Annotated in this window: 17 protein-coding genes; 15 read left to right on the forward strand and 2 right to left on the reverse strand. The window is 69.3% G+C overall.

The window, feature by feature from the left end; genetic code table 11:
- Window positions 1-66 precede the first annotated feature (66 nt).
- Both BDK92_RS12805 and BDK92_RS12810 read left to right on the forward strand, forming a co-directional pair.
- Window positions 67-699, forward strand: coding sequence for a phage integrase SAM-like domain-containing protein (locus tag BDK92_RS12805; protein WP_121156910.1), 633 nt, complete (start codon window positions 67-69; stop codon window positions 697-699).
- 144 nt (window positions 700-843) lie between these two features.
- Window positions 844-2,187, forward strand: a complete 1,344-nt coding sequence (locus tag BDK92_RS12810) for a tyrosine-type recombinase/integrase (RefSeq protein WP_121156911.1) — start codon at window positions 844-846, stop codon at window positions 2,185-2,187.
- Between the two features lie 19 nt (window positions 2,188-2,206).
- On the opposite strand, the gene BDK92_RS12815 is transcribed toward BDK92_RS12810, so the two are convergent.
- Together BDK92_RS12815 and BDK92_RS12820 are read right to left on the reverse strand one after the other, a co-directional pair.
- Entirely contained in the window at window positions 2,207-3,229 is a 1,023-nt protein-coding gene (locus BDK92_RS12815) for a DUF5954 family protein (RefSeq protein WP_121156912.1), read from the reverse strand.
- 294 nt (window positions 3,230-3,523) lie between these two features.
- Window positions 3,524-3,748: a DNA-binding protein gene (locus BDK92_RS12820; protein WP_121156913.1), complete on the reverse strand. Its 225-nt coding sequence runs from the start codon at window positions 3,746-3,748 to the stop codon at window positions 3,524-3,526.
- Window positions 3,749-4,363: 615 nt separating this feature from the next.
- Here BDK92_RS12820 and BDK92_RS12825 point away from each other — a divergent pair.
- The 13 genes from BDK92_RS12825 to BDK92_RS12885 all read left to right on the forward strand — a co-directional run bounded on the left by BDK92_RS12825 (window position 4,364) and on the right by BDK92_RS12885 (window position 17,424).
- On the forward strand, window positions 4,364-5,425 hold the full coding sequence (locus tag BDK92_RS12825) for a DNA-processing protein DprA (protein ID WP_211349195.1): 1,062 nt from the start codon (window positions 4,364-4,366) through the stop codon (window positions 5,423-5,425).
- Between the two features lie 187 nt (window positions 5,426-5,612).
- Complete coding sequence (locus tag BDK92_RS12830; protein WP_147456973.1) at window positions 5,613-6,128, forward strand: hypothetical protein; 516 nt, start codon at window positions 5,613-5,615, stop codon at window positions 6,126-6,128.
- Window positions 6,129-6,373: 245 nt separating this feature from the next.
- Window positions 6,374-7,477: a GGDEF domain-containing protein gene (locus tag BDK92_RS12835; protein WP_121156916.1), complete on the forward strand. Its 1,104-nt coding sequence runs from the start codon at window positions 6,374-6,376 to the stop codon at window positions 7,475-7,477.
- On the forward strand, window positions 7,474-8,535 hold the full coding sequence (locus BDK92_RS38375) for a site-specific integrase (protein ID WP_147456974.1): 1,062 nt from the start codon (window positions 7,474-7,476) through the stop codon (window positions 8,533-8,535). Before BDK92_RS12835 ends, BDK92_RS38375 begins: the two co-directional genes overlap by 4 nt.
- Window positions 8,528-9,103: a DUF4164 family protein gene (locus tag BDK92_RS12845; protein ID WP_121156918.1), complete on the forward strand. Its 576-nt coding sequence runs from the start codon at window positions 8,528-8,530 to the stop codon at window positions 9,101-9,103. Before BDK92_RS38375 ends, BDK92_RS12845 begins: the two co-directional genes overlap by 8 nt.
- A gap of 237 nt (window positions 9,104-9,340) precedes the next feature.
- On the forward strand, window positions 9,341-10,366 hold the full coding sequence (locus tag BDK92_RS12850) for a helix-turn-helix transcriptional regulator (protein ID WP_170208562.1): 1,026 nt from the start codon (window positions 9,341-9,343) through the stop codon (window positions 10,364-10,366).
- Complete coding sequence (gene modA / locus BDK92_RS12855) at window positions 10,363-11,175, forward strand: molybdate ABC transporter substrate-binding protein (RefSeq protein ID WP_170208563.1); 813 nt, start codon at window positions 10,363-10,365, stop codon at window positions 11,173-11,175. The genes BDK92_RS12850 and modA overlap by 4 nt, the downstream gene beginning before the upstream one ends.
- Before the next feature lie 11 nt (window positions 11,176-11,186).
- A complete protein-coding gene (gene modB, locus BDK92_RS12860; RefSeq protein ID WP_121156921.1) occupies window positions 11,187-11,864 on the forward strand; it encodes a molybdate ABC transporter permease subunit in 678 nt (225 codons plus the stop codon).
- A complete protein-coding gene (locus BDK92_RS12865; RefSeq protein WP_121156922.1) occupies window positions 11,861-12,979 on the forward strand; it encodes an ABC transporter ATP-binding protein in 1,119 nt (372 codons plus the stop codon). The genes modB and BDK92_RS12865 overlap by 4 nt, the downstream gene beginning before the upstream one ends.
- Before the next feature lie 14 nt (window positions 12,980-12,993).
- On the forward strand, window positions 12,994-14,244 hold the full coding sequence (locus tag BDK92_RS12870; RefSeq protein ID WP_121156923.1) for an MFS transporter: 1,251 nt from the start codon (window positions 12,994-12,996) through the stop codon (window positions 14,242-14,244).
- A 123-nt stretch (window positions 14,245-14,367) separates the two neighbouring features.
- Window positions 14,368-16,275, forward strand: coding sequence for a hypothetical protein (locus BDK92_RS12875; RefSeq protein WP_121156924.1), 1,908 nt, complete (start codon window positions 14,368-14,370; stop codon window positions 16,273-16,275).
- Window positions 16,276-16,431: 156 nt separating this feature from the next.
- Window positions 16,432-16,689 (forward strand): hypothetical protein, encoded by a 258-nt coding sequence (locus BDK92_RS12880; RefSeq protein WP_121156925.1) that lies wholly within the window; start codon window positions 16,432-16,434, stop codon window positions 16,687-16,689.
- 303 nt (window positions 16,690-16,992) lie between these two features.
- Window positions 16,993-17,424, forward strand: coding sequence for a hypothetical protein (locus BDK92_RS12885; RefSeq protein WP_121156926.1), 432 nt, complete (start codon window positions 16,993-16,995; stop codon window positions 17,422-17,424).
- Window positions 17,425-17,481 lie beyond the last annotated feature (57 nt).

Raw genomic sequence — 17,481 nt, forward strand, 5'->3', positions numbered from 1 at the left:
GGCGCCCGGCGCTCGTGGGGCGATCCCTCACGCCCTCCCACCGAACCCCGGAAGGAAGTACCCCTCATGCCCTGCCACAAGGACCGCCCCAACCAGTACCGGGTGACCTGGCGTGACCCCGCCACCAACCACCGCAAGCAGCGGACGTTCACCAACCGCCGAGACGCCATCGAGTTCCAGACCAGCCGCAGCACCACGCCCGCGCCGGAACCGCTGACGGTCGCGCGGCTGTGCGAGCAGTCGATCGACGACCGGGCGCTGGCGCTGCGGTACTCGACCGCCGCTTGTCTGCGGTCGGTGTGCCGCACCAGCATCAGCCCGTTCTTCGGCACCCGTGACGCCAGCGAACTCACCCGGGAGATGGTCGCGGACTGGGTGCGCTGGCTCGTCGACGAACGCCACTACAGCCCTCGGACGGTTCGCAACCACTTCCGGGTCCTGGCGTCCGCGACCCGCCGGGCCGTGCAGTTCCAGATCCTGCCTGTCGACCCCTGCTCCGGGGTGGACCTCCCCCGTGTCCCGGTCCGGTCCGCCCGCGACACCGTCGCACCGGCCAGGGCGGCGCGTACCAGCAGCACCGTGGCGGGCTCCGCTACCGGTCACAGCCGCGACCACGACCCGATCGCGAGGTTGCGCCGCGCGCTGCACGACGCGACGCCCGACGAGATCGGGCACCTGCTCCGCGAACTCGACGCCTGACCCCGATCCCCCTGCTCCTCGCGCTCCTGCTCCACCTCACCGGATGCCGCGCACCCCTCACCGCGCGGCATCCGGTGAATCCCGAAAGGACCCACCCCTCATGTCCACGCCGACCCGTCACCACCATGCCCTCAGGCGACCGCCATGGGTTGGGTAGAGCCACACCAGGCCGACACCGGCCAGAGGACCTACTACGCCCGCTACCGCGACCGGAACGGGATCAAGCAAACCCAGGGCATCTACACCGTCAAACGCGACGCCGAGGCCGCCGCCCGGTCCGCCGACGTCAGAAGCGCCGAAGGCCGCATCGGCGACCCCCGCCGCGGCCGGCAGACCTTCGACCGGTACGTCATCGAACAATGGCTGCCCTACCACGTCATCGAGGCATCCACCCTCCAGGGCTACACCTACCAGATCAACAAGCACCTCATCCCGTACTTCGGCGCCATGCGCCTGGTCGACATCACCCCCACCCACATCCGGGAGTGGGTCGCCAAGATGACCGCCGACGGCATGAAACCCAAGACACTCAAGAACGTCAAGAACATCCTGTCGGCCATCTTCACCACCGCGCTCAACGACCAGATCATCTTCTTCCACCCCTGCAAAGGCGTGAAAACTCCGCACGCCCCGGCACGCCAACTGAAGATCATCACCCCGGAACAGTTCGACGTCATCTACGACGCACTGCCCGACTCGTTCATGCAACTGCTCGTCGAGACCTCCATCGAAACCGGCCTGCGCTGGGGGGAGCTCACCGAGCTACGCGTCAGCGACCTCGACCCACGCACCGGCGTCTTCTCCATCCGCCGCGCCGTCGTCGAAATCGACGCGAAGTTCCACCCCGACGCCGAGAACTTCCTGGTCAAGGAATACCCGAAGGACCGGGACCCGCGCCGGGTCGACGTCAGCGAAGCAGTCCTCGCCCGGCTCCTGCACCACATCACCCAACACGGCCTCGGCGACAACGACCTGATCTTCCACTGGCAGAACCCACCCCCGGCGACCACCACCCGCACCCCGCCGGACCCCGACACCCTCGGCCTCACCGAACCAAACGAGCAGGGCCGCCAGTACCGGCACGGCACCACCAGCGCCTACACCGCAGGGAAGTGCCGCTGCCAGCACTGCCGCGACGCGTTCGCGATCTACCGCGCCAACCGGCGCAACACCGGCAAGGACACCCCCCGGCGAACCCGGCAACGCCACGTCGACGCCGACGGCCACATCCCCCGCGAGTGGTTCCGCAACCAGATCTGGAAACCGGCACTCGCCGTCGCCAACATCGGCATCCACGTACGGCCGCACGACCTACGCCACGCCCACGCGTCCTGGCTCGTCGCCGCCGGCGTCGACCTGCAGAAGGTCAAAGACCGGCTCGGCCACGCCAGCATCACCACCAGCGAGAAATACCTGCACACCCTGCCCGACCTCGACAAGGCCACCATCAACGCCTTCGCCTCCATCCGCAACCGGAGCAGACGCTGACTACCGGCGGCCGGTGAGGTCACTCCAGATCGGGCATCCTGCCCTCGGCACGCAGTTGCTGGAAGTGCAGCTCCGGTGGCGGCTCCGGGTCCCAGTCCGACGGCCGCGGCGTCTCCGGACCATCCGCGCCCACCCGGATAAACGACTCGACCCGGGTCACCCGGCAGCGGACACCCTTCACCTCGAACTCGTCGGTGGTCGGGGCCTCGAACTCCTCGATTGCACGGTTGTACGCGGCTCTGATCTCCTCGAACGACGCGTTCTCGTGCGGAACGATGTCTTCGAACGTGAAGGACGCCAACTCCCGGGCCGCCCCCGGCGTCGGTTCCATCGAGAACGACCGGGGCCGCCACGTCCCATCGACGTACTCACCGAGAGTGAAGCCGACCGGTAACAGCACCACGTTCGGATGCGTGACCAACGCCCGACGCGAATCCTCCCGTACCTCGTCGGGAAGCACCCCCGCCGACTTGTAGATCGCGGGCACGAGCTCCATCCGCAGGATCCCGTCGGACAACCCGGTGCTCGCGCCGGGGTCGATGACGAATCCCTCCATCTGCGATCCCGCCGAGCCCGTCGCACGTCCCTTGCCCACCGGGCGGGGGTCCGGGTCGGTGGGCCGGGGCGGCTCCGGCCCGTCCGGTCCCATCCGGATGAAGGGCTGGGCGCGGATGATCCGGTAACGGCGACCATTGACGGTGAGGTCGTTGACCACCTCCCAGTCCAGCAGCCGGATCGCCGCCTCGTACTCCTTGCGCTCCACCGCCGTCTCGGCGGTGTCCGGCGTCTCGCTCAGCAGCCGACGGAAGTGGGAACCCAGACCGTCACGGGTGCCCTGCGGCCGGTTCCCAATCAGGCTCAGAATCCGCCACCGGCCGTCGACTTCCTCAGCGGAGCCGAAGACGGGGGCACCCCACATCAGCCTGGGATAGGCGACCGAACGGCGCCGCGCGTCATCCTCGGACACCGCCGACACCGGATCGTCCCGATGCTCAATCTTGATCAACAGATGATCGGGCACCTGCTCACCGTATTGCGTCATGCACGCAGTGTGCCTTGCCGTCCATCGACCCGCAGCCCCACCACGCCCACATCGACCGGCGGCATAGCGCCCGAAGGCAGTCGGTCACAACCATCTGCGCAACGCGGCAGGCGCCTCCGTCATCGGCGTCCGCTTCTGCTGGCGGTCGACCGACAGGCGGCGCATCCATCGCGCGTCCGATGCGCGAACGCGCCAGGCCGGCCTGCACAAGCGAAACCGGACACATCACGACCGGGAGCGTGATGTGTCCGGCGTCGGGCAAATAGGCTCGGCCGCAGGTTCACCGGTAGGGAGTCATTCCGCGCCAAGGTGCGCGAGGATACCGGGGACGGCCACCCGATAACACCGCCCCACGCGCATCACCCTGACAGGGAACTGGTCGTGACGGGCGAGTTCATACGCCTTGCTGCGACCAATGCCGAGGATTTGCCCAGCCGTTTCGAGGCTCGTGACCAGCCCCAGTTCTCGTACCTGCTCCGGCGTCCAGCGCACCTTGCACGGCATATCGATTCTCCCCATGTCCGATCGTTCTCCGGCGCGCGTGTTCTTGCCGGGAGGACCACTGTGCAGACATGCCCTGACCTGCGTCAACGGGCGGCGAGCCACCTGAAGACAGGTGAAACTGAGCGACCGCAACTCATAACACCCCGTCTCAAAATACGGGACCGCCATCCGCGCGTGTCCGTCCGCGCATCGAATCCTGGCCGGTCACCGTTTCCGTGCACGTCGCCAATGGTGAACCGTTCGTTCCCGTTCATCAAGGGATGATCTATGTTTCGGCCACCGATGTGACCAGGCTCCGCCACCCGATTGTGGGGGTGCCGGGGTGGGGACTCGGCACGGTCCCGGTCGGTCGTGCCGTCGTCAAGCCGCCCGCCGACGCCCCACGTTCGGATCCGTGGCCGCCCGGCTTGCTGCGCTGCGCCGGGGCGCTTCGCTCGGCCACAGATCCTCGGCGTGTGGCTGCCGGTCTGGCTTGACCCCGGCGGTGCCCGGCCGGGCCTGTCGTGCTCGTCCCCATCCCGACGGCACGCCCCCGCGGCGGTCGCCGGGATCCCCCGAACGTTGGGAGCCGAGCAAATGTCCTCCGATGACCATGTTTTCCGAAGTGTTCGAGCGGCGCTGTCGCTGTATGTGGGGGGTGCCCTGCCCGACGACCTGCGCGGGACCGCCGAAGTCCATGGCCTTCCCACCGACGGGTGGGTCTTCCCGCCGGACTCGGCCACCATCTCCGATGCTGGCATTGACCCGCCGACGGATCTCCTCGCGCTCGGCGGGCTTCTGCTCGACCAGGCGCGCCAAGCCGGGATCACGCAACTGGTTCCCGGCGATCCTGGTTGGCCGGCGGGCACCGGCTGCGATCCGCTGCCGTGCTTGTGGGTGATCGGTGACGCTGACGTCGCCGGTTTGCTGCGCGAGGCGATCACGGTCACCGGCACGCCCGGTGGGACGGCGTACGGCAAGCAGGCCGCGACCGGCCTGGCCTACGCCCTCGCGACCTACGGCTGGACCGTCACGGCCGGCGCCGCGACGGGCACCGACGCCCACGCCGCGCTTGCCGCGCGTGCCGCCGGACGCCCCGTGTTGCTGGTCGTAGCCAACGGCCTGGACCAGTCCTACCCTGCCGAGCTGACCGGACTACTGGCGGATGTGGCGGAGCACGGTGCGGTGGTCAGCGCGTTCCCGCCTGGATGCCCGCGGAGTCGGGCGCGGTGGGCGGTCCAGGAGCGGCTGCTCGGCTCGATCACCAGGGCCACGGTGGTCGTCGAGGCCATGGTGACCAGCCGGGCGTTGTTGACCGCCCAGGCCGCGACGCAGACCGGTCGGATCGTCTGCGCGGTCCCGGGTCCCATCACTTCCGCCTGGTCGGCGGGCTGTCACCAGTTGATCGCCGACGGCACCGCCCGGCTGGTCGCCCTCGCCGCCGACGTCATCGCGGCAATCGACCCGCCACTCGTCCCCGACGGCTCGGAGCAGTCGTTGTTCCAGATCACCGGTACCGCGTCGTGGGATGACGGCCGTTGGCGCACCCGGCACATGCCGGAGTTCCTCGTCCGGGCCGCATCACACCGGGACGCCGCCGACCGCGGGTTCGAGGTCATCTTCGCAACGAACCCGCACGCGTACGCGACCTTCGACGCCGGGGTCGTGGGCCCCGGCGGGGTGTACGAGGCAATCCAGGTCACCACCGGCTGACCCACCACACGCATCCCGCGCCTCCCCAACGGTGGCAGGCCAACCATGCCTCCCACCTCGCCCCTCCTTCCCCGGACGAGAACGGCCTACGGGCCACCCGGTGACGGTGCCCTGCGCCCCGGAACGGCTCACCACCTCCCCGGCCTCGCCAACACCCCTCGAATCACAGCCCTCACAGGAGGAATCCGTGTCCCTGCCCGATATCAACGACTTGCAAGACCTACTCACTCCGCTGTTCCAGGCGATGGAATGGGCCGAGGAAGAGATCGAAGCGGCACGACGCAGACACCGCTACGCCGCCGACCGCATCTGGGACAGCTTCCTGCTGCTCACACCGACACATGACCTGATGAGCCGCTCGGAGGCTGTGTACCGGTCGCATTGCCGGGAACTGCTCGACCGGGTAGCACGCCGCGAAGACACCCGACCAGGCACCGCCGCCGAGTGCTGCATCGCACTGAGCGAAACCAGCCTCCGGGCACCGCTGAACACCACCGCCGCCGGCCTCTACGCCCGCATGTGGACACTCGCCCAACTGCCGCCGATCGAGATGACCGACAGCAGCGTGCACTACGAAGCCCTGGAAGGCTCGTCGATCGACCAGCAGGAAGCATGGCTTCGCCGCAAGCTGCGCCAGCAGTCGCGCATAACGGCCACCAGCAGTGCCGCCGCAGCCGTGCCACGTCAGGCAGCAGCGGCCTGACGAGGCCTTGTCGTCGCGGGGCCCTTCACTCTGATCACCGCCTCTGCGCGGCGTACGGGAACTGATTACCCGGCAGCCTCGAAGGTCCACAGCGCAACTCGCAAGCCATGTGACTGATTGGCCCGTCCGCCGGAGCGCCATAGCCCATTCGGCACCACGAAAATCCGTCGCGGTCCACCGCGTCCCGATCGCTGTTCCTCAGCCCGCCTGATGGCGGGCTTTTTTGCGTTTCTGGGAGACCCCTCATGTCCGCAACCACCATCGCCGTCATCGCGGCCATCGCCACCGCCGAAGTCCTCCAAGCCATCGCCGTCGGCCTCAAACTCCGGCACCTGCACGCCCGTATCGCTGCCATCGCCGAGACCGCCGGCCGGGACTACCTCACCGGCATCGCCGGACGACGCGGCCTACACGACACCCACCGCGACCTCACCATCGCCGGAACCCCGCCCGGTGTCCTGCTCCTCGATTTGACCCTGTTCAAGGACGTCAACGACACCTTCGGCCACGACACCGGCGACGACCTCCTGTCCGCCGTCGCCGCCCGCCTCCACACCGTCGCCACCACGCTGCGTGGGCTCGCCGGGCGCCTCGGCGGCGACGAGTTCGTCCTACTCCTCCCGCACGCCACCACCAGCCAGCAACTCATGGACGCCGCCGCAGTCGTCCGGCAAGCCCTCGCCGAACCCGTCACGATCGACGGCGCCCCTGATCCGCTAACGGTGAGCTGCGTGATCGGGCTGGCCCCGCCAACCGCGACACCCGTGCCGGGGAAACCGTTTCGGACCGCCGACATCGCCCTCTACCACGCCCGCCACCACCGGCAGACCCACGCCATCTACCAGCCGGGCATGACCTACCCCACCGCAGCAGACCGGCACGGTGCCCGCCTTCGCGACCAACGGCCCGCACCGCCCGTCGCCGTCTTCGACACCACCAGGTTCCAGCACCTGGCCGCCGGAGATGTCTCCAGCGACGTCGCGCACCCCGACGACATCGCCGAACTGAACAGCCTCCTGGAGGTACTCGACCCAGGCAGTCGTGACTTCGGCACCGACGTCCACGACCTGCTCTCCCGATGCGTCGCGCACGGCGCGATGCGCTACCGGGACCCGATTACCGACGTCAGCGTCCACCCGACGACCGTCGGTGAGGCCCGTGATGGTGGCTTCCTTCTTCTGGTCCACCTCGACAACGCGGTCACCGTCGCCTCCGACCAGATCCACCCGCGCATGTTCCACCAGCGCCCGCACGCGGCGGACCTCGTGCTCACGGACATCGCGGAGACCGTCTGCCGGGTCTACGACACCTACCGCGCCCACACGACCACCCCGCAGCGCCCGCGATGAGCGACACCGTCTTGCCGCACCTGTCGGCGTGGTGCCAGCGGTGGCACCAGGGCCGCCACAGCTGGGTCCACCGCCGCCACGGTGGCTTCAACGCCCGCCGCTACCAAACCATCGAGTTGCCCGAAGCCGAGGCGAAACGCTACGTCCTTCGGCATCATTACGCCCACAGTTGGCCATTTATCTTCATGGTGATCTTTCCTACAGTCATGTCAGCCACGTTTGCGCTGAGCTGGCCTGATCATCGATATCCAAGGGGTGTTCGGCATTTTAGGCACGTTCGTCACGTCGTTCCGCGCCGAGCGGGCGACTCTGAATCAGGATCGAACGGGATGGGTGGTCGTCGGAGCCTACGACTACGCTCTCCACCGCGAGGGCTCGCTTTTTCTTGCGGGGCTCCGAGAGGCCGGCCGCTGCCGTTCGACCGCAGCCGCATCTTTGCCTACGCCTTCCGGCACACCTACGCCCAGCGTCATGCGGACGCAGGCACCGACCTACATACCCTGCGCGACCTCATGGATCACAAATCAGCCGATACCACCCTGGGATACTTCAAGGTCTCCCTCGCCAAGCGCCGTGAGGCGGTGGAGACCATGCGCCAACACGTCGTTGATCGCGCCGGCAACCCCGCGCCGACGTTGTCGGCGACCGCGTACGAGGCACGATCAGTCGCGGTGCCCTTCGGCAACTGCACCGAGCCGTCCAACGTGAAGGCCGGCGGCGGACGGTGCCCGATCCGCTTCCAGTGCTCCGGCTGCGGCTTCCGCCCCGATCCCTCCTTCCTTCCCGCGGTCGAGGACCACATCCGCGCGTTGAAGGCTGACCGCGAAACCGCGCGGGCCCTGGAGGTCGCCGAGTTCGTCGTCCGCAATCTCAGCGACCAGATCAACTCCTTTCAAAACGTCGTCACCAGCATTCGTACCCAACTCGCCGCGATGCCCGAGGACGAACGCCGCCACCTCGAAGAAGCAGCCACAGTCCTGCGTAAGGTCCGCGCCGCAGCCCGGCTGCCCGTCCTGCCCATTCCCTCGATCCCCACTCGGAGCACCCCCAATGAGTGAGCCCCGCACCCCCGGCCAGGTCCTGCGCGAGGCACGCCAAAAGGACTCACTCACCAAGCGCACCCGCGTCCTGTCCGTCGTCGATCAGCTCCTCGCCGACAACGAACCGGTCACCTTCACCGGCGTGGCCCGCGCCGCGAACGTCTCCCACTGGCTCGTCTACGCAGACGGCGTACGCGAGCACATCGAGGCCGCACGCCGGCGCCAGGGCCGCACCGCGGCCAACGACGCCCGTACCAGCGCCCGGACCCCGCCCGGGTGGAAGGTCGAGAAGCAGCTCCTGCGGGAGGACAACCGGCGGCTGCGTGAAGACGTGGAACGGCTCAAGGCCGCAGTCCGGCGGAACCTGGGACAGCAACTCGACCAGTTCGGTGCTGCCGACCTCGGCGCCCGCGTCGACGAACTCACCACCGACAACCGGCGTCTACAGGACGAGCTCGCCAAGGCACAAGCCAGAATCGAGCAACTCGCCAGCCAGCTCAAAGAGGCCGAGGACGACCTTGCTGCCGCGCGAACCAGCATTCGCCGTCTGATCCGCACCGAAAACATAACCAGTACCACACCGTGACCTGCCCATAGCTCGAACGACGGCCCTCTGAGTCCCGCCGCTGAGCGTGCTGCCGCGGTAACCGCCGGGCAGAGGGTCCATGCATGTCACCAGCTTGACCACGCCAAGGCAGACCCTGAGCCGATCTGGGGTGGCGCCGGACCGAGATTTCCAACGCGGACACGGGCGTGTGTCGTGACATCCGAACCTGGGCGCCAGGTCTATGCTCGGATGCTGTCACTGCGCTACTTTCCTAGCATGTCTGGTGAGCGGGTGCGGCAGCGTCGGCTGCTTCGCGGTTGGTCGCAGGCCGAGTTGGGGGCTGCGGCGGGGATGTCGCGACAGTCGGTGGTGGCGGTCGAGGCGGGGCGGCACGTTCCGTCGGTGGTAGCTGCGCTCGGGCTGGCCGCCGCGCTGGACTGCACGGTGGAGAACCTCTTCGGGGGCGGTGGCACCGATGCGGTGTTGCCCGTGTTGGCCGACGTTGCCGAGCCGGCGCCTGGGACGCCGCTGGCGGTAGCCCGGGTGGGTTCTACACAGGTGTGGGCGCCGCTTGCGGAGTCGGATGCGTCGGGGTTCTGCCTGGCCGATGCTGTCTGGACTGCGCAGGGGCCGCAGCTTTTGGACGGTGCGAGCGGGGACGGCTTCGTGGTGGCCGGGTGCGAGCCCGCTCTCGGCATGGCCGCTTCGGCTGCCCCCGGGAAGGGCGCCGCACGCCTGGTCGTCGTGCACGCCTCGTCGGGTCGCTCGCTTGCGGCGCTCGCGGCGGAGCGGGTGCATGCGGCGGTGGTGCACGGCCCGGTCGGAGGTCTGCCGCCGGTGCAGGCTGGCGTGGCTCGGTGGGAATTGGCTCGCTGGCCGGTCGGTCTCGCCTACAACGGCACGATGCCGCCTCTCGGCGAGGTCGGGGCTGGCCGGGTGCCGGTCGCGCACCGTGACTCCCAGGCCGCCTCCGAGGAGGCGCTGCATCGGGCGTTGGCGGCGGCCGGGGCTGCGGGGCGGGTGGCCGGGCCGGTCGCGTCGGGGCATCTGGCGTCGGCGCGGATTACGGCGGAGGGGCGGGTCGCGGCTGGGGTAACGATCGCTGCGGCGGCTTCGGCGGTGGGACTGGATTTCACCGCGTTCGAGGAGCACGTGGTGCAGCTTTGGGTGGACCGGCGGTTCGTCGAGCACCCGGGAATGTCGACGTTGTTGCAGGTGTGGTGCTCACCAAGGGTGAGTGCCCAGTTGCGCCGGCTGGGCGGATACGCGCTGGCCGGCGCGGGAGCAGAGGTGACTACGTGAAGCGCACCCGTGCACTGGTAGCTGGGCTGCTGGCCGCAGCCGTCATATTGACCGGCTGCGGCGCCGGCAACGACACAGCCGACGGGGCAGGCGCGCAGCAGAAGGTGGTGAAGGTCGCCGCGGCCTCCGACCTGAAGTTCGCCCTGGACGACGTGCTGAAGGACTTCCGCACCGACAACCCGACCACGAATGTCGAGGTCACGTACGGCTCGTCGGGCAACTTCGCCACCCAACTGTCCAACGGCGCCCCATTCGACGTGTTCCTGTCCGCCGACACCTCCTACCCTCAGAAGCTGGAGGAGGCCGGGCTGACGGTCGACGGCTCGCAGTTCGACTACGCCGTCGGCCGCCTCGTCGTGTGGGCGGACAAGAACAAGCAGTTCGGCATCGTGGCCGGAGGCATAAGGAAGTTGACCGACCCGAAGATCCGCAAGGTGGCGATCGCGAACCCGGAGCACGCCCCGTACGGTCGCGCCGCGGTGGCCGCGCTCAAGAGCGCGGGTGTCTACGAGCAGGTGCAGCCGAAGCTGGTCCTGGGCGACAACATCGCCCAGGCCGCCGAGTTCGTGACCTCCGGCAACGCCGACGCAGGTGTGATCGCGCTGTCGCTGTCGCTGGCCGGCCCGATGAAGGACATCGGCGACGTCGCCGAGGTGGACCTGGAGTCCTACCCACGGATCAACCAGGGAGGCGTGATCATGAAGAAGGCCACCGACGTCGAGGCCGCTAGAACGTTCACCGCTTACCTCGGCGGGCCGAAGGCCCATGCGGTGCTGAAGGCGTACGGCTTCTACCTCCCCGGCCAATAAGGGATCCGTTCGTGGACTGGCAGGCCGTTCTACTCAGCCTGCGCCTGGCGGCGACGACCACCGGCATCCTGCTGGTGGTCGCCCTGCCGCTGGGCGCATGGCTCGCCTACGCACCCCGGCGCTGGTGGCGCACCGCCATCGAGGCCGTCGTCGCGCTGCCCCTCGTGCTGCCGCCGTCGGTACTCGGGTTCTACGCCCTGATAGCGCTCGGCCCGAAGTCCCCGGTCGGCCGCTGGTACGAGGACCTGACCGGCAGTCTGCTGCCGTTCTCCTTCACCGGCCTGCTGGTCGGCTCGGTCCTGTTCAGCCTGCCGTTCGCCGTCCAGCCGATCACGGCCGGTTTCGCCGGAGTGGACCGTCGACTGTTGGAAGCGTCCTGGTCGCTGGGCGAATTCCGCACGGTCACACTGGCCCGGATCGCCGTTCCCCTCGCGTTGCCGGGGATCGTAACCGGTGCGGTGCTGTCGTTCGCGCACACCGTCGGCGAGTTCGGCGTCGTCCTCATGCTCGGTGGCAACCTGCCCGGACAAACCCGCACGATCTCCATCGCCATCTACGACTCCGTGCAGGCGATGGACTACGCGACGGCCGGCCGCACCAGCCTGCTCCTGCTGGTCTTCTCCTTCGCCGTGCTGGCCACCACCTACACCCTCCAGCGCCGGTTCACCTACGCCGGAGCCACCCCATGACCCTCACCAGCGACGCCACCACCAAGACCGAACCGGGTCAGGAAGGTCACGCACTCACGGCCGCCTTCATTGCCCGGCACCGGCGCGGGCCAGCCATCACCGCCGACCTGACCCTCGACGCCGGGCAGACGCTGATCCTGTTCGGGCCCTCCGGCGGCGGCAAAACCACCATCCTGCGCGCCCTCGCCGGCCTCCACGCCCCCGACACCGGCCGCATCACCTGCGCCGGACACACCTGGTACGACTCGGCCACCCGCACCAACGTGCCCGTCCAGAAACGCGGTGTCGGGTACCTGTTCCAGGACTATGCCCTCTTCCCGCACCTCACCGTTGCCGCGAACATCACCTACGGCATGCGCCGCGCCCGCCGCGACCACCGCACCCGCAAACTCGCCAAACTGGTCGACCTGCTCAACCTGCACGGCCTCGCCGGCCGCAAAGCCGGTCAGGTCTCCGGCGGCCAGGCCCAGCGCGTCGCTCTCGCCCGTGCCCTGGCCACCGACCCACGCCTGCTGCTGCTGGACGAACCGCTCTCCGCCCTCGACACCCCGACCCGGGCAGCGATCCGCTCCGATCTGCGCGCCCTCCTGCGCGAGGTCGGCATCCCGGCCGTGATCGTCACCCACGAACGGGCCGAGACCTACGCGCTCGGCGACCGCCTCGCCCTCATCGTCGACGGCGCCACCACACAGACCGGACCGGTCGCCGACGTCATGGACCACCCAGCGAACCTGCCGGCCGCCCGCGCGCTCGGCTTCGACAACCTCCTACCCGCCACCGCCACCGCGCCGGACACCTACCAGCTGGCTGGCGGCCAGCAACTCCACCTGCCCACCACCCGGGCCGGCAAGACGGTCACGATCGCCATACGCGCCGAGCACCTCGCACTACAACCGCACGAGTCCGGCGACGCCACGCCTGCCGACGGCCACACCCTCGCCGGTACAGTCACCGACGCCACACCCGAAGGCCGGCTGACCCGCACCCGCGTACGCATGCCTGACGGCACTACCCTGACCGTCCTCACCCCGGCCCGCGACCACACTCCGCCGCAACCGGGACAGGCCGTCACCGTCACCATCGACCCGGCCTGCGCCGTCGTTCTTCCTGCCTGAGGACCCCGCCACCGATGACCACCCAGTCCACGCCCGCCGAACCCGAGACCACACCGGACGGGCCCTGGCTCACCCCGGGCGTGAGAGGCATCGGTACCGCCAGCTTCCTCGCCGACGTCGGCCACGAAATCCCCACCGCCCTGCTACCCAGCCTGCTCACCTCCACCCTCGGCGCCCCGGCCGCCGCCCTCGGCGCGATCGAAGGCGTCTCCGACGCCCTCGCCGGCGCGGCCCGCTTCGGCGGCGGCGTCCTCGCCGACGACCCAGCCCGGCGCCGCAAAGTCGCCGTCGGCGGCTACGCCACCACCGCCGTCCTCGGCGCGGCAACAGCCGGCGCAACCACCGTCTGGCAGGTCGGCCTACTCCGGGCAGCAGCCTGGACCGCCCGCGGGCTCCGTGTGCCAGCCCGCAACGCCCTGCTCGCCGACATCGTCCCCGCCAACGCGTACGGACGGGCGTACGGCTTCGAACGGATGATGGACAACCTCGGCGCGATCTTCGGCCCACTCCTCGCCCTCGGCCTCGTCGCCTGGGTCGGAGTGCAGTGGGCGATCGGCCTGTCCGTCATCCCCGGCTTACTCGCCGCGACCGCCATCATCTACGCCATCCGCAAGACGCCCCGCCCCACCAGCCGCGACAAAGTTCCGCTGAGAATCCGCATCAAGCCGGTACTCAAGGGCGACCTGGGCCGTCTCCTCGGCGCGGTCGCCGCGTTCGAGGTCGGCAACGTCGCCGCCACCCTGCTGATCTTGCGGGCCTCCGACCTCCTCGCGCCCGAGCACGGTACGAAGACAGCGACGACGATTGCGCTCGGCCTGTACACCGCGTACAACGTTGCCGCCACCCTCGCCTCCGTCCCGGCCGGACGGCTCTCTGACCGGCTCGGCAGCCGTGGACCGGTGCTCGTCCTCGCCGCAGGCGTCGCCGCATTCGCCGCCGCGTACGGGCTGTTCACGGTGAACGAAGCCGCCATCGCATTCCTTGCCATCCCGTTTTTACTGGCCGGCATCGGAATCGGCACAGTGGAAACCGCCCAACACTCCGCAGTCGCCGCGCTCGCTCCGACACACCTGCGCGGATCGGCGTTCGGGATGCTCGCCACCGTTCAATCGCTGGGCAACCTCGCCGCTTCCACCACCGCTGGCCTGCTGTGGAGCACCATCTCGCCAACCGCCGCCTTCATCTACCTCACCACTTGGATGACGCTCGCGCTCGCCGGCCTCATCCTTAGCGCACTGCAAGCGCGCCGCACCGACCGTGCCTGACATGCCTGACCAGGTCTCACCGGAATGACCTGGTCTTGTGCTTGACAGGTGTAGATAAGGACGCCGGTCCGCGCGCTGTGTGAACTCATCGCGAACGCACTGGATGAGGATCCCGACGCACACGTGGGGTGGGCCGACGGGGTCCTGACGATTGCCGACGCCGGCCCGGGTATTCCCGAGGAGGGACTTATCCTCGGCTACTCGACGAAGAATGATCAGCAGATCGGTCAGTTCGGGGAGGGGAAGAAGCTCGCCTGCCTGGTCCTTGCCCGCAGCACGGACATCGGGGCGGTCCGCTGCGAGACGGTCGGCTACAGCTTCGTCCCGACGGTCGAGCGGCGTCGGCTGCTCGGCGGCCTGATCCCGTCGCGCTCCGCGCAGGGCGCGGAGGTCCTCGTGTACCACCTGGCCCAAACCGACCGGACCCGAGGAACCGTCATCACCGTCGAATGCCCTCAGGCACTCGCCGACGACGCCATCGGACGGTTCCGGGCACTGACCGAACCCGCCTACATGGCGCCAGGACTCCCGGGGGCCTGTGTGCTGACCGGGGATCCCGGCCGGGTCTGGATCGGCGGCGTACTCGTCACCACCGTTCCGGGATTCCGTGCCTCCTACGACCTGCCGCTGGACAACAAGACCCTGCAAAACCGGGACCGCACCGTCATCGAGGCCGGGGCACTACGCGACGCCGTCCGCGGCATCCTCACCGCCACCGAGGACCAGGCCGTCATCGACCGGTTCGCCACCCACGTCCTCAGCGGCGGCACCCTCCGTGAGCCGGAACAGTTCTTCACCGGGGTAACCCACCCCCGGGCACGAGCCGCGTGGCGGGCATGGGGGCGCGCTCACCTGCCCGCCCAGACGTTCTACACCGCCCCGGGCACCAACTCCGAAGCAGCCCTCGACCTGCGCGACAAGGGCTACACCGAGGTCACCGCCCGTCAGTTGCCCGCCAACCATCAGCACGCACTGATGGACCTGCTCGGCGTCGAGGTCGCCCGAGCGTCGCAGCGACGCCACTACGAGCGCAACCGCGACAAGACCACCTGGGTACCCGAGCGTTCCCTGACTGTGGCGGAGCGGACGGCGTTGCGGGACGCCTGCCAGCTCGTTCGCCGCGCCATCGGGTCCTACGCGCTGGACCGGGTCCGGGTGTACTCCGACAGCGAGGAGTCACCCTGCTCGGCCGGGTTCTACCACCCGCGTAACGGTGATACGGCTGTCCACCGGGACACGCTGTCCGACCGACACGCGCTGCTCCGCACGCTGCTGCACGAGGCGGCGCATCGGGTCGGGCATCGCGGCGGTGGCCGTTGGACACCCATTCCCGACTACGGCGACCGAACCCGGGGGTTCGAAGGAATCCTCAGCGACTTCGGCGGACTGCTCCTCGGCTACCTCGCCGACGGCGGCACACTGCCCGACCATGTCGACCAGCCAGCCCGCGCACCAGCCGCCGGGGTGCGACTGTCCGGCGCGGACGACCCCGCCGTCCCGGTCAGCCGCCGGGAGCTGGCGCACCTGCTCACCGATCTGCTGCCGCACGCCCTGACCGCCGGCGGGTACGCCAGCGAGGAGGACATGGTGGCCTCCACCGGAGTCCACCCCGAATACTGGCGCACCTTGACCAGCCCCAGGCCCGCCGGCTACCGCCGGAAGATGGGCGCGGGCGGCCGGGCATGGGACTACGACAAGGTCGCCCTGCTCGCCGAGGCCGTCGGGGTACATCCACCCGTCGTCTGGCTCGGCTACAACCTCTGCGAAGGCCCCCTCCACGGACGTCGGCGGGAGAACTGGGGCCAACCGGGCCCGTGGACGCGCAGGATCCGCGACCTGACACTGCGGGCCTGCGCCGACCTGGAGGCGCTCGGCGGGTCCTACGTCGAACAGATCCCGGCCCTACGCGCCCTGGTCAACGGTGAGACACCCGCCCCGACAGGTGACGACACCTGGCAGGCCCCAGCGCGCGCTCTCCTGGCGCTCGAACGTCAGCGGCTCGGCCTGCACCTCCCCGTCCAGCCAACCTGACCGGCGGCCGGGCACAAACCACAGGCGAACAAACCAACAGGACCCCCGGGTGGAACGCACCCCCGCCAGCGCCCGCGCGTCCGGGCGCCTGTCCCCGCACGGTGACCTGCTCGACCGACCCCAACCACACCCGAGCCCGAACGAGAGAAAGCAGCCATGAGCCACGAGATCTTCCCGGTACGGGACGCCGTCGTGCGCCTGTTCGACCGCAGCGCCGACCTGGGCAGTGACGACGCCAGCGACATGTACGTCCTGGAAGTCGCCGGTATCTCGGTACTGGTCCGCTTCCGCACGACCCGGACCAATCCGATGAGCCGGCCTCAGCTGTATGTGCACATCGAAAACGAGGGCCGCGGACCGACCGAACTCGCGGTCGAGATCAGCAACAGCGGCGACACGATCCACCAGATCTAGCGCCACGAGGGCACGCCCCCGTCCCCGGTCCGCCGCGACGGTCACCCCAAAGCGAACTGGCCGGGCGCCGAACGGACGAGCACGTGGCCCTCGGCGGAAGCGGCGAGCAACCCATGCCGGCCGGCAACACGGTGTCCTGCAACGTCGCCGAGTCGCTCAGCCCACAGATTGCCGAAGCCCTGCTCCCGGACGCCGCGACTCCGCGCGGGGCCCGCCCGGCACACCTGGACGGCAACACCCTCCCCGCCACACCACACCCAGATCGCGGCCGATGTCATCCGCCGCACCAGAAAGGGATCTCTGATGAACAACACCACCCCGTCCCAGCCGCCCAGCCCCGTACACGGCGAGGACGTCGCGTCTGGCACCACCGGCGGCACGCCAGCCCACGTCGTCATCACCTACAACATTCCCGACCCGGGCCAGCGCTCACCGAACCCGCAGGTCGTCCGGGATAGCCGGGGACGCATCCGCGTCTGCGACGACGCGGGCGACCGCCTCGGATGGGCCGATCTTCACATCACGTGGGAGGACGCCGACCCCGGTCACCACCCACACGGCGAGGCGACGGACCACGACGTCGACCCCCGCCCGCTGGAGCCGTACACGGCTGCTGACCTCGCATTCGTCACCGAGGCGCTGACGGCCGTCTGGGACAGGCCGGGTAGCACCCCGCAGGACCTCGCCCGTGCCCCCCTGGACGCGCTCGGGCAGACCGGCCGGCTCGAACCCTAACCCCTCGGCGCGCGCCCGCGCCGCCCGGCACGGGCCGCCCTCTTCCCAACCCATCCC

Origin of the sequence: Micromonospora pisi (assembly GCF_003633685.1) — a bacterium.
GTDB classification, from domain to species: Bacteria; Actinomycetota; Actinomycetes; order Mycobacteriales; family Micromonosporaceae; genus Micromonospora_G; species Micromonospora_G pisi.